We start from the raw sequence: 13755 nt of genomic DNA on the forward strand, positions 1-13755 counted from the left end.
GATATCGTGGTATTTCGGTTCCGCCCTCCCTGTACACAACTCATTCGGGGCCGGTTCTCTGTTTCGTGGATCGCGGCAACGTGTTGGGCTGCTTGAGTTTGCGTGGCGAGCACGACCCTACGCGAACGGTTTCTGAAATCGTTTGCCTACTACCGTGATTGGCATCTTGCCAATCGCAACCCGGCGTTTGTTCCATGGCACACACAAGCATACTGCCAGTATCTTCGGCTGCACCCGGCCGACGACATCCAGGCATTTGTGTTTGAGATGAATGACTGGCTGATTACGGTTCAGCAAGAGAAGAACGTTCCTCTCGATTGCGTGGGTCGGTTTTATGCGCCGAACAAGCGGTACGGTCCGCCACACGCTTCTGCGACAGGCGTTTATCTTGAAGGCCTGGTCGACGCGTGCCAACTAGCCCGATCGGCAGGAGACGCGAAACGCTATTGGAAGTACCTACGTTCGATCAAATTGGGGCTTCGAAGCGTGCAACAGCTTACATTCTCTAATTCGACCGATATGTTCTACATCAGTCAGAAACATCGCGTTGCTGGGGGGGTGCGAACAACCTTCTACGACAACCGCATTCGCGTCGACAATGTCCAGCACTGCCTACTTGCAATCCAGAAGGTCCTTGCAGACGCGGCGTTTGCGAGCGACCTGGAGATTCTGTCCATCTAGAAGAGCTTTTTTGGTCGCGAGCTGTGATCCATCGAAGAGCATTGCCACGCAGGGACGATCACATCGTTCGGTTGTGTCGATTAAAGTTTTTTGGAGGCAATCTCAACCGGTTCGGTACAGTGAAATCGCAAGAACCTGCAGTCTCATTGAGCCTGACGTTTGATCAACCACGCATCGCCAACTCCAAACATACAGCCTGGATCGATTCTCGACTTCTGGGGCGTTATGCCCGTTTTATGGAGGGACAAGATAGTGTGCCAAGCCTGTGACCTGCTCCTTCCAGTACACAACTCAATCGCGGTAGTGCTTCTGTTTCGGGGATTGCTGTTAGTCGTATGAGCTTGGATGAAAACCAGACTTTTTTCCCCGTCGAAGCGACCGGTTTTCAAACAGTAGCGGAATCGACACGATCCGCTTTACCCGTAATCCTTCGCTACATAGTTGGTGTTACCGGACGTTCAGGCTACCCGCAGTCGCTACAACCCCTGCTACTGTTGCCCGCCGCGGCTTCGCAAGGACGCGTTCAGTCGCCCGTTCAAGTGCACGACAAACGTGCTGTGTGAGCGAAAACGCTGCAGGCGGCTACTGTCGCGTCGATGATACTTAGCGCGAATGCTTCCGTCCGGGCTTGCCCCGGCGGAGCAAACAACTGGCAGCTACCATCGCTGACTCAACGCGTCCCTCTCCCTCGTTCATCCTTGGTTTTCCGCTTCGGGCTTGCCCCGGCGGGATCAACGATTCCTGGAACCTTTCCGATTTCCGTGCAAAGTAGATGTTGCCAGGACGTAGATTCAGCTTGCTCGCCGCTTCCTCGACCGACAAGCCTTCGATTCGAGTGAGCCAAAAGGCCTGCCATGTGTGGTCGGCCACCAAGCCTCGGACTTGATCGGCTGCCCACTGAAAGACAGCTCGCTCGTACTCAAGGTCCAGCACGGAAGACAGGTCTGAATTTGCCGGTACGCTGGCAAGCAGCTGTTCCGCTTCTTGACCGCCAGTTCCAAGCGATTTCGTCGCTCGATCGTTGATCAGATCGAACGCTTGATTTCTGGCGACTCGCAGCAGCCAGGCTCGAAAGCTGCCACGATCTGTCCGCTCCAGCCATTGCGAAACCGAGCGAGCGACACAGAGCAGGACTTCCTGCACAATATCTTGTGCGTCAGCGGCCTGAAATCCACGACTGACGGCCACCCGAAAGATGACTGGCGAATAGATGCTGACAAATTCTTCCCACGCAGCCACGTCATCAGCGTCCTGCAATCGCAAGATCAAGCTGGCGCGTGTTTCTGGTGGGCTGGGATGCATATTCGACTTCGTTTTGAGGTGGCGTCTATCAAGTAGACTGAGTCCACCCACAAAACCTAGCGCGCCGACCGAAATTTTAGTCGAAGTTCCCGTCGTCCAAGCCTCTGCGGACCTGCGAAACCCATTGAGAGCCCCGATCCGTTAGCCAACGCGACGATGGACAAGTTTTTTTCGGGACCATCAAGAGAATCCGAATAGTCTGTTCAAAGCGAAAGGCTATTCATACGAGGGGAAAGAAAAGGAACGCGGACCCAGTTTGATTTTCGAGTCCTGGAACCTTTTTCCGAGTCTCAATTTTCACCACGAAAGACACGAATCACACGAAAAAGATCAGGTGTTGATATTCGTGTCATTCGTGTGTTTCGTGGTTCAGTCACTGCGGAGAGACTTCGTGAGATGCGGGATTCAGGTACTAACCAAACCCGAAACCCAAGTCACACCCCAAAGCAGCCTCGCTGAAAACCGAACACCAAGTCTGACCCCCGCTAAGCGCTCCGCTTATCCTCCGTCCTGTGGGATCGGTTGATCCAACCATAAGCAGAACGCTAACTTTGAGTTGGCAGTCGACTCGATTGCGAAAAGCGTGATTGGCGACATTGCTCCACGAGTGACTGGGTTGTCGCCGACCGCTTCAGAGCGAGAAGGTATGTCACCCATCAGTAATGCTGTGGTGTCAGAGTCGATCGTGATGATTGACGCACCTGCTCCAGTCTCAATCTTGAGTGTGCCCCATTTTGGATCATTGGGGTTGCGTTCAAAACGAAAAAGAATCGAAGTCTCATGTGTTGCCGGATCTGGGGCAAGCTGGAAGGCGCGTGTGGACTGCGAGCTGTTGTCACGAATGTCAATGAGCGGCGAAGAGCCCCAGTTGGCGTAAAGCATTTTTGAGCTGGCGTCGGGCAACCGAACCGACCATCTGCGAACGTTTTCATCAGATGAAGGGAGACGCCGCGCGGCAATAAAGGCCGCATCGTCAACGGGTATCAGTTCAAGCCGCAGACGCAATGTCGCGAGTTCTGCATTAGCACGTGAAAGTCGAAGCGATGTAATGACATGCGAGATCCCAATCGCGGCGCAAGTGACGACGGCGAGTAGGCCAAGCAGTGAAATATTTTTGGTGCGCATAAGAGGTTCAGTCGGATAATGAATTCAGTTCAGCGGGTGGCGGGCGTTCGTGGAATACCAATCTGAGCGTCAAATACTTCAGGTGGTGGGAGTGATCTAAGGTGTCCGACACCTTGTCTTCATCCAAAAAACGCGAGATTGGCGGCTTCGGTTCACCGCTTAGTTATCCGATCTTCGCGATGTGCGTTGCACCATTGGTTCCACTCCGCGTGCAGCACTGAAACCAGCTCATTTGAAAGCGTCAGTTCACGCGGTAACACTTGGTCCGGGTTCTTCTTTCGCTGGTGGTACATTACTCCCTCGTTGATCCATACGTCAATCGCGAGCCCGTCGTGTGCCGAAGTCAAATGCAGGTAGTTGCGAACTCCCGCACGCTCGATAACAAACCAATCGGATCGTGCTGGAGTCGAGCCATTGGATCCGCTGATTTCTATGCCCTCTGCCCATGCCGGCTTGGGAATAGACTGGTACTCCATATCCGGGAGCGATGACTTAACCTGAGAGTGAAGGACTTCCCGATCGTAGACCACGCCTTTGTGCTCAAACGAAGGCCCGAAAATACCAACCACCATGTTGCATCGCTTCACGTCAAAAAGGATCGAACGATAGATCGCCAACGTAATAGCAACGATTGCGATGAAGTAAAGGAGACGTCGTATGGTGTATCGCATCACGGAAGCTCCTGTTCGGATAAGGTTCGGTTTAGCGGGCCGGGAGCGTTGATTGTCCATTGCCAAAACGCTTGCAAGCCTGGCTCAGATGCAACCGATGGTTCGTCGTTGTTTCAGACTACTGAGGATATATGTATATACGGCTTCCCGTAACGTGAAAGGCAGCACCTGTCAGCGTCATGGCCATCAATTCTTCGTCATCCGGCGAAAGCGGTCGTGGTGTGTAGAACATCGCCGTACGCCGACGCAACAACCAATCATATCGTGAGCGATACGCGACCACGACCTGCGTCTGGTTGCAGAGTTCGCTAAAATGCGTTGCATCAACGGTCCATGCTTCTTCGTAGTCGTCAACGGGCAGGTGTGTTGGTTCAACAAAATGCCCCTGCGCGTCACACGGCCATGAAGGTGAGCGTTCCAAGCGGACAATGGTGCCGTCGCAAACAAATCTCGCGTTCGCGATGAGAGCGTTGGCGGCTTGCAAATCACCACTTGCCAGCGCGTCATGCAAGTGACGGATCGCTCTGTTTGGTGCATCACACCAATACCAACCTAGACTGAAGACGATCGGGAGAGCGAGTAGTGTTCGCAATCGAAACCTTAGGTATCGCCTAAATCGCATGATGCATCCTTATTAAAGACGAACTCGTTCTTCTCCGGTTGGGCCAGTGAGAACAGGTCATTTTGGCGTGTTTCTAGCGGTTTGGAAATGAGAACAAGTCGGCTGTGCTCACTCTGCGATCTTGTATCGTAGAGTGACCGTGTTTGTTTCGGCATCGAGCTTTTGGACGTGGACCATCGCCAGCTTGCCGCTGAGTTTGACCAGGACGACGCAGGGTTGGCTGGCGTCGATCGAGAATCTTGTTTTCTCTGGGCCAATTTCTCGATCGCGATGCATGAGGGCTTCTGCTGGGCTGATCGTGTCAAATATCTCCGGCGAGAATCCGGCAATCGGACCGTCTCCGGCGTCTGCGTCGTAGTGGATGTTGTTGAAGACTAATTCGGGTGCAAGACGCTTCGTGTAGACGGACTTGGAACGCGCTGCATTCCATTCGCTGACAAAGAAGTTTGCGGCAACCATGTCGGCGTCGTAAAACAGCTTTCTCGCGGCGTCGTTTTTCCATTTTCGGTGACCTTCACCGTAGTTCCCGCCCTTGTAGTAGAAATACAGATTCTCTTGATTGGCGTGGACGTCGTCCCAGTCATCGCTGATGGCACTCTCAGGCAATACGGTTGGCTCAGCGTCGCCCAGGCTAACCATGCAAGCTGCCTCTGGAGCGGAAGTCTGTAGCGTCACGCTGATCGATTCACCCCACCGAAGCGAAGTGTACTCGGCGGGGACTGTCTGCTTCGGGAGCGGAAGGTCGTCGAGCACTGCGTCTCTGTCCCACAACCCTTTGTCCCACAGCCGATAGCGCCACGTCCTTGAGCCAAGCTCGTCGGTGGGTGGATCGATACGCAGAATGCCCCTGTTTCCTTCGTTCGTGATAAACAAATACGTCACCGGTTCCTGCGACTTCACATCGCGGTATCCGTAGCGATCGGTGCAATCGTCTTCGACGTTCAGCTCAATCGGGCTCGGGTTGGCGACATCCTGATCAATCGAATCCCAGCGACTGTTATCGACGAACCAAGTACGCAAACGATGCGTTACTCCATCCAAGAAAAAGTCGATCTGCCAGCGATCTGCCCAGTCCTCACGGGAATCGCCCAGTTCTTTGCCTTCGTTGAGCATCAATGTCCGTCCGCGATCAAAGTCGACGGCAGCCGGACTTTCAAGGTAGGGCGTCCACTGCAACGTCTGGATCGGCCCCAATTTCACATCGAGTCCGCTGGGAAAAAATGCCAGTCCGGCTTCCGCACCAACACGATTGACTGCGTCCATGCCGGGTACATTCGTTTGCTCAGGCTGGTGCGCCGCGTTCCACTTGCTCAATTCCGCTGACGATAGGAATTCCGCTCCATGCTTATCCCATCACGACTGCCAGTGCCGTTGTCGTTTCCGGTACTCTGACATTTTCGCTTTGTCGACTTCGACCGTCTTGTACGTGTACTCGCCAGGCTTCCAAACCCAGGCAATTCGCGTGCGATCCGTCGCATGTTTGGGCGGCATGTGTCCGGTGATCCGTTCCAACGCGGCCTGAATCGGTTCAGGCAGAGTCGGTCCACAGCCAGTGGGACAGAGGATTGGCGAATGCCAAAAGTCATCGGAAGCGAGAAACGCTTTGATTATCTTGCTGTCCTCACGAGATTCCCCATCAGTTGTTTGATCGCGCCAGCGGCGAGGTCGGCCAACGGCGCGAATGAGTGCAGGAACGCTGCGTGGATCGTTGATTTGACACAGAATGAACCCCAGCGATCTCATGTGCGCGACTTCATCGGTACCCTCCAGCTCACGAATCAGCCACGGCACCGCAGCTTCTCCCGCTTCAATCAGCTCGCCAACCACCTCCGGCCAGTGTTCATCGCGAGCGATGAAAAAGTAGTTCCGCAGTTGGTAGATCAACTCGCACACACGACGATCTTGTGGACCGAGCGTATTGAAGGAACTGCCCAAGTCATTGTCGTTGCTGTCGTGATTCATTGTGTCCGATTTTTCTTCTGGTAGAGGTCGCATTGGGGTGTTCGAGGTGTTCTTAGCTCCCTCAACATCCGGTTTGATATTGCGTGGCACCAACCGAATAATGATCTCTCGCGGCTTTCCGTTGATCAACTTCGGTGGCGTCGATTCATCTTTGACATGCAAGAGATCGATACTGGCTCCCGGTGGGTAGGCGTCTGCCTCTTCGTTGTGGTGCGGGAAGTTGGTCAGGCGAAAACCGGCATTCTGGTAGTGGCCTAGACTGTTTTCGAGGAAGCGAACATCCGATCGTAGGAACGAGATACCTCTTACCCTGTCCGTTAAACTCACCATAAAACACTCGACCGATGTTTCATTCGGTTTAACGATAGACTCTGCCACCGAGGCTGTGATTGTGTATTGTCCCGACTCGACGGCCATCGATTCGATCTGAACCTCGCCATCGTTGAACGCCGGTTTTGATCCAGTGTTGTGATAGAACTCGATTTCGTAGGGCGTGTCTGGTGGCAGGTAAACTCGATACTGCCAGCTATCCGGTGCGGGAGTGTGAAGTTTTCGTACGAGAATGCGTTTTTCGCCATCCGGTACATCAATCACACCCAATTCGATTTCAGGGGAAGTGCCATTCCGAGTGTCCGACGCCTTCGCTGGGCCGAATGCTTTCTCAAGTTCCGCGAGCAGTTCTTTGTCATGCACTTTTTCTTTTGCAGCTTGCAGGACGGCACGGATGGTTGCGGGGCCAAAAACATGTGAGTTGTATCGATGTGACGTGCCGATGCGTTCGTGCCCAAGTGCATAGTTTCCCACGAACTTGCCTTGGGCATTGAACGACAGAGACGTTCTTATCTGATCGCCAGACCTTTCCAGATCTATCAGCGGCGGTCCGTCGTCGCTAGGGCCATAGGACGCCTGGTCCACAGCGGTAACTTGCTGTTGCTGCCAGAAGATGGATCGCTGGTAATCACGCAGCGGATAGGGCGGTTCACGAAACGGAGCTCGAAAGCTGGCGCCGAGAATGGTCTCGCCAACCTTCGGCGTTTCATCAATCGTCGCCAGGCGAACAGTCGGTAGTTTTGGGACACCTTTAACCGAGTAGACCGCCATGCCATGTTCAACCGGTTCGCCGTCATCGGTGATTTTTACCGGGCCCGCAAAGATGACATCGAACGGATACCGACGAATTTTTCCATCCTGGTCCGGAATCGCCAGCAAGCAGGCCGCACCCTGCTTCATATACTTGACCACGTTGGCCGACCCAAGCAGCAAAGTGCGGCCTTCGTATTGTGCAACTACGGCTGCTTCATACGGATACGGTTTTGGCCAGCCGATACTGCACTGGACTCTCACGATGGATCGTGGATCGACTCCGGCCACTTTCGGCGTGAGGTAGTCATTTGCTTCGCTGGCGAAGGCTCGCAATTGCGTTTCCGTCATCAATCCTTTGCGAGTTCCAACAAGCTCGCGATCTTTGAACAGCAGGAAACAAGGCTCCTTCGCATTAAATACGGACTTCCACTGCTCAGCATCCACCGGCACCAGTTTCAACGAAGAGTCATCTTTCAGCGAATCAAACACTTCCCGCATCCGCTCGCTGTCTTCGGAGTCGTCATTGAGCATCACGAGTGCCGTGCCATCGGCAGGAAGCAGTTGGAGAAAGTCGTCGTAGGCAGAGTGGCTTTGGCTTGCGGTGTCCGACACGTTTGCTTTCTCGATTCTATTCTTTAGCTGCTCCACTGCTTCTTTCTTGTCTAGGATTCCGATTGAAGGGATAGGGATTTCCAACTGTTGTACTTTGTTTTTGAAGTCGAGTACGAACACGCGGCCCTTTGCCAGGTCATATTTCTTGCCATCAATTTTCAACTGAAATCCCGGTGCGAAATAGTCGAACTCGACAGGCAGTTGGTAGGTTTCGGACTCTTCTTCGCTGTTGCCAAGATGTAGTACTCCATCAAATCGCCAGAGTGTCTCGGGGTTGTCATCTACGTCAAATTCTTCGTAGGTGACCCCGTCTTGGAATGTGCCTGGGTAGTACATGGCGAAATGGACATGCTCGCCTGACTGGAACCAGATCGCCGATTGTTGCTTCGTGCGACTAAAAACGGTCTCGGCGTCCATGAACTCGGGTGGAGGTGGGTTGTTGGGCGCGTGTTTCACCTCCAATGGATCAAAGACCTCTGGGGCTGGGGCAACTCCCAATTCGGCCGCGATCAGTTCGTACGTTCCAGTGTTGTCGATCTTGCTGTTCTCGCACTGGTAACGATGCTTGACGCGCGTCGGAAACCAGATTCCGTCAATCAACTTCCAGTCCGTATGCTGGGAGATCACGTACTTCTTGCCCAAGTCCTCTTTTTGTGTCCAGCCGTTGGCAATGTAGACGGGGAAATTTCCGTGAGCTGGTGAAAGCCAGAACTCCGTCCATGCGCGGGCAGTCTTCTCACTCGCTCGATCCATTTTCACGATTGTGATCGGGTTACCTTCATGCTCGCCAGTTTCAACACGAGGATTTGTGTATCCATCGGGCAACAGATCGTCGTCGAACCTGTGGGAACTGAGTGATTCGATGGACCAGTTGACGAGTCCGATCTTGCGAACGTCAATCACGCAACCAAGCGTTCCCCATCCGACGGGATCTTTCGGATCACGTCGGTTTAGCTGCGAGTTATCACTGTCCTGATGATCGCCATACCAGCTAAACGTTGGGGTGATGATGTGGGTGTAATGTTCGGTGCCATCGCTCGAGATGCCACGGCAATCGGCACGCCTGTTGTTTCCATTGAGCCAAACGTGATAACGTCGTTGACTTACATAGCTGCCACTATGTTTTAGTTTCAGCTCGACGTCCGCATTGACAATCTTTTCCCGCTTTTTAACCAGTGACGCGATGTGAGTTTCTACTTCTTCCCAGGTCTTTAGTAGTTTCGGCTTGGTGGTCGGTGGAACGGAGTTCGGATTGAAGTTACCTAACACATTAGCTTCGAGATTTTCGATGTCCGACACTTTAGTTTTTTCCGTATCCAAGGGTGCGCGACGGCACTTCCACATCGTGACTTTTGAACCAGCAACAAACAATGTTGGGCGAAAGTCTTCCTTGGATTTTGCTGGTTCGGTTGCCATGCAAATCGACAGCGTGTCGTCATCGCAGGCGATGATTCCATGATTTGTCTCAGAATCGCCGTTAGGAAAATAGACAAAATCTACAGGCATTGGCCCGTTAGCTTCTGTCGGTGACGGATCGCTATCTTTGATATCGACCAGCAGAATCGGGCCCGGCAAATCCTTGGTGCCAACTTTATATCGCAGGATGTTGCCTTCGATTTCGCAAATCAACTCTTCAGGGGAATTGACCAGACATTCTTCGCCTGCTTCGTTCAAAGTCTCCACAATCCATCTGCCTTGTGCTTGGCTTAAGGTGTCCGACACGTTTTGTTCGCCCGGTTTGGATGTTTGCGTGTTGCGGTCAGGATTGCTTTTGGTGACTGCCACCTTCTCTGTTCCCACACGAAATTGTATCTCACCGGTCGTTATTGGGATGAGGGCATCGGGTATGTCAGTTCGCTTGAAATTCAAAAAAGCACTTGTCTTGTAGAGACCTTTGGGCAGAGCATAGGTATACGGCGGACGAACCTGCGGCTCTGTCGGAGTTTTGACCTCGATGCGAAACCGAGCGTGTTCCAGTTTGGAATCTGCTCCATTCTCGTCTTCGTTCTCGCTCTTAAACCGAGTGAGATTGCCGGTGATGGGTTGAATCTCGCCTGCTGCCAGTTCTGCGCTAAAGAATTGCCGTGGACTGTACATCGATATGTGTTTCTGGTTTGGACGCAGAGTTTTACCATCGTTGTCTTCGATGTTCAGTCCCCAGCCATCCAACGGGTGTGGTTTCAAAAATTGACAGGGAATGTTCTTCCGAGAAATGTTCTGAACAAACAACTCAGCTTGGACAAGATCGCCATGACGAAAAGATTTTACATTGTCTTCGGTCGCGCCCAGAAACAGAATCCCAACCCGCAGTCCACTGACCGGCTTGCCCCAACGTATGGGAAGGTTGGCAAGGGGATCATCCGCAATTTGCGCCTCCGGTATGTGAACCGGTAGAGTCACCCCGAGGGGAACACCGCGCCGCCTACCAACCTCCCCTTCAACTGGCACCGAAAATGGAGAGCCGAGGGAGAGCGAGTAATTGCCCGGCTCCAAGCCTGTAAAGTCAAACGTTGCCTGCCAACGTTCTGGCTGTAAATGTTCGTTCGACTTTGCAACATGATCTTCGATTCGCGAACCACCCAAAACATCGGATCGGAGGCGATTGTCGGTTGTGATCTCGTACGACAGTTTGCCTCGACCGCAGATTGACAAATTGACGGTCTGTTCCTGGTCAGTCAGATTGCGAAGCATGGGTTGAATGACCAGCGTACGTTGTTTGCTTGTTGGCGACTGGACAACCCTGACACCAGCCCGCCAACCATCGAGTGTACGATCGGACCAATAGACCCCGTCTTCATCTGGCAACATTACGACAGTATCTGACTTTGTATCTTTGCTTGAAGTTTTCGTTACCTTCGGTTCATCATCTATTGCCTCAATGACCCGTTCCATTTCAACGTAGCGAAATCCTAATGCAGGTTCGAGTTTCACCGGACGGATTGGCTCCGATTTGCCGCCTGTGTTTTCTGAGTTGATCACCTTCAGCCTATCTCCGGTAACGTCAATGAGTCCGATGATGTCACTATTTGACTCGTCTGCTATTGGTAGGTCGAACTGAGCGGGCGATTGAGTTTCATCTAACCTGAATGGAATTTCCACCTGCATTTGTTCGCCAAAGGTGGTCATCGTGTGGCCCTCGATCGTCCATCCCGATATCTTCTGCGGTTGGTAATCGGCCCCCTCCGGATCGACGATTCGAACCACACGCCATTTTCCTTGTAAACGTTGGATGAGTCGCGATTCATCTCCGATAAATAGATTCTCGTTGCTTCTCGGCGATTGGACGATTTTAACCGTCCCAACACCGCGACGATTGAGAACGACTTCTCCACCGAGTACCTCGATATTCTCAATGTCACCATCAACCTCGACGACGTACTTTCCTGCAGCAACCCGCACTGTTTGTGTTTGCTTGGAGACCGTCAGTTCTTCCACGACTTTCTCAGCCTGTAGGATACGAATCGGCACGTCATCAACGTCCGACTCGATCTTCAGCGTGCCTTTGTTCAATTCCAGCACGATCAACACGCCTGCGAAGATCAGCGAGAATCCGAAGGCGGCAGCGGCAATCAGTTTGCCGATCGGTGGGTAGCGGAAGTCGTCAAGACTTTCGGATGCGGGGTTTGCACTGCGAGAGCCGAAACTCTTGACGACTTCCGCTACGGGATTCGTGACGGCTTCGGGGAGCGGGGTTGTGGTTGGTTGCTGGACGTGGGCGAGGCAGTCTTCGAGTAGATCGGCCACTTGCTCGGCGGAATCAAAACGGTCGTTGGGGAATTTGCAGTGCAGGCGAGCGACCAGTTGCTCGAACCATTCGGGAACTGACGCTTCGATCTCTCGCATGGGGCGTGCAGGCTCGTTGACGATGCGTTTGAGCACTTCAAAGCTGTGGTCGCCGCGAAAAGGTGGGCGGCCAGTAGCCATCGCATAAAGCACGCTACCGAGACTGAACAAATCGCTGCGGGCGTCGATCTGCCGAGCGTCGGCTTGTTCGGGTGACATGTACTGCGGCGTGCCTGCGATCACTCCCGTGCGAGTCACTGAAGCATCGTCGGCTGCGCGAGCCAAGCCGAAGTCGGTGATGGTAACACGTTCGACTCCCTGCTCCAACAAAATGTTCGCCGGTTTGATGTCGCGATGCACTAGGCCCTGGGCGTGAGCGGCAGCGAGTCCCGATGCGATTTGTACGCCGACTCGTAGCGTCTGCTCGATGTTCAACGAGCCTTCGGTATCGATACGTTTTTGCAATGAGATTCCGCCGACGTAGGGCATCACCAAGAATGGCAAGCCGTGCCAGTCGTCGACACGATGGATCGCGATCACGTTGTCGTGCCGAACCGCCGCTGCGGCTTGGGCTTCGCGAGCGAATCGTTTGCGTGCATTACCGTTCGTTGCCAAACGAGGCGCTAGAACTTTGATAGCGACGTAACGGTTGAGCGACGACTCAAAACCCTTTAGCACGATCCCCATGCCACCATGGCCGACGATACCGACAATCTCGTATCCCGCAAATCGACCTAACGACTGCGGATCGTCGGTTGGATCGAGCCAGCCACGTATCTCGCGAGAGAGCACGTCGGCCGTTTGTTGCTTGGTGATGGCATCCTGTTCGCCTGATAGCAGCGACGTGATTGCAGAGACCTGTTCAGGGCTGTCGTACTCGTCGGCTGCCAGCAGGTTTTGAGCTTCCTGCCATGACACATCGCGTTGGGCGGCAAGTTGGATTTGCTCGGCACACGACTCGCACTGCGTCAAGTGCAGTTCCAGCACTTCGGCTTCGCTGCCGCCAAGCGTCCCTTGGAGAAACTGTTCCAATGCGTCGGGGTTGCATTGCGTTTGAAGCTGTTGTCGATTCATGATTGCGTCGCCTTTTCTTCGTGATCGTATTGCCCAGCCACTTCCTGCAGTCGACGTAGAATCCGACTGCGAGCCGCGTAGACCGCGCCGGTCGAGAGCTGCAATTTTTCGGCTGCCTCGGGAACCGAGAGTTCGCCGAGCGTGGTCAACCAGAACGCTTGCCAAGACGTGTCCTTGAATTCATCGCGAACCAGTTCGGCGGCTCGACGCAGCAGGCTGCGATGATGTTCCTGGTCGATCAAACGCTCCAGTTCGCTTGCCGGTCCTTCGATTGTTTGCGATTGCAGTAAAAACTCACTGCCGCCGCCCGCTGGCTCACGTCCCGACTTTCGCAACGTGCTAATCAATGCGTTTCGAGCGATCGCGTACAACCAACTTCGGAAGCCACCTTTGCTGTGATCCTTTCGCCACTCCGGCACCGCTTTGGCAACGGATACCATCACTCGCTGCGTCAGATCTTCGGCGTCGCAGTGCTGCCAGCCCGCTCGCCGAGCAACCCGATAGACCACNGGACGATAGATCGCATCAAACCGATCCCAAGCCGCACGATCCTCAGGATCGCGGACGCGAATCAGCAGACTCTCGCTCGTTTCAGGTGTTGGTGTCATCACTCGCATATTCCTCTACAAAAGAATACGCGACTCAGCCCCATTCTTTGACACAACGAGCAAAAAATTATGATTTAGCATGTGTATCGCGGCGCAATGCGGATTCACCAGCATTGAGTCGTTGGCTCCGCCGGGGCAAGCCCGGAGCGGAGGCCTAAAGATTCAGAATCAAGGATTATCTTTCGTGTTGGCTGTAGCGACCACTTGTTTGCTCCGCCGGGGCAAGCCCGGC

General features: G+C 53.6%; 8 protein-coding genes. 1 reads left to right on the plus strand and 7 read right to left on the minus strand.

The genetic code is table 11. From position 1 onward, the window contains the following. Positions 1-102 precede the first annotated feature (102 nt). Positions 103-681 carry a hypothetical protein gene (locus Poly51_RS12720; RefSeq protein ID WP_146458020.1) on the plus strand — a complete coding sequence of 193 codons (579 nt, stop codon included), beginning with the start codon at positions 103-105 and terminating at the stop codon, positions 679-681. 603 nt (positions 682-1284) lie between these two features. Here the strand turns inward: Poly51_RS12720 and Poly51_RS12725 are convergent. The 7 genes from Poly51_RS12725 to Poly51_RS12755 all read right to left on the minus strand — a co-directional run bounded on the left by Poly51_RS12725 (position 1285) and on the right by Poly51_RS12755 (position 13532). Beyond that, positions 1285-1983, minus strand: a complete 699-nt coding sequence (locus Poly51_RS12725) for an RNA polymerase sigma factor (RefSeq protein WP_146458022.1) — start codon at positions 1981-1983, stop codon at positions 1285-1287. 498 nt (positions 1984-2481) lie between these two features. Further along, positions 2482-2865, minus strand: a complete 384-nt coding sequence (locus Poly51_RS12730) for a hypothetical protein (RefSeq protein WP_146458024.1) — start codon at positions 2863-2865, stop codon at positions 2482-2484. 395 nt (positions 2866-3260) lie between these two features. Then, positions 3261-3779 carry a hypothetical protein gene (locus Poly51_RS12735; RefSeq protein WP_146458026.1) on the minus strand — a complete coding sequence of 173 codons (519 nt, stop codon included), beginning with the start codon at positions 3777-3779 and terminating at the stop codon, positions 3261-3263. Between the two features lie 118 nt (positions 3780-3897). Beyond that, positions 3898-4401 carry a hypothetical protein gene (locus tag Poly51_RS12740; RefSeq protein WP_146458028.1) on the minus strand — a complete coding sequence of 168 codons (504 nt, stop codon included), beginning with the start codon at positions 4399-4401 and terminating at the stop codon, positions 3898-3900. Between the two features lie 108 nt (positions 4402-4509). Further along, positions 4510-5664 (minus strand): hypothetical protein, encoded by a 1155-nt coding sequence (locus Poly51_RS12745; RefSeq protein WP_222435842.1) that lies wholly within the window; start codon positions 5662-5664, stop codon positions 4510-4512. Positions 5665-5754: 90 nt separating this feature from the next. Next, the gene (locus Poly51_RS12750; protein ID WP_146458033.1) at positions 5755-12915 is read right to left on the minus strand and encodes a protein kinase domain-containing protein; all 7161 of its coding nucleotides are present in this window, start codon (positions 12913-12915) and stop codon (positions 5755-5757) included. After that, complete coding sequence (locus Poly51_RS12755) at positions 12912-13532, minus strand: sigma-70 family RNA polymerase sigma factor (protein ID WP_146458035.1); 621 nt, start codon at positions 13530-13532, stop codon at positions 12912-12914. The genes Poly51_RS12750 and Poly51_RS12755 overlap by 4 nt, the downstream gene beginning before the upstream one ends. Positions 13533-13755: the final 223 nt, after the last annotated feature.

This window comes from Rubripirellula tenax (genome assembly GCF_007860125.1).
In the GTDB taxonomy this organism is placed as follows: Bacteria; Planctomycetota; Planctomycetia; order Pirellulales; family Pirellulaceae; genus Rubripirellula; species Rubripirellula tenax.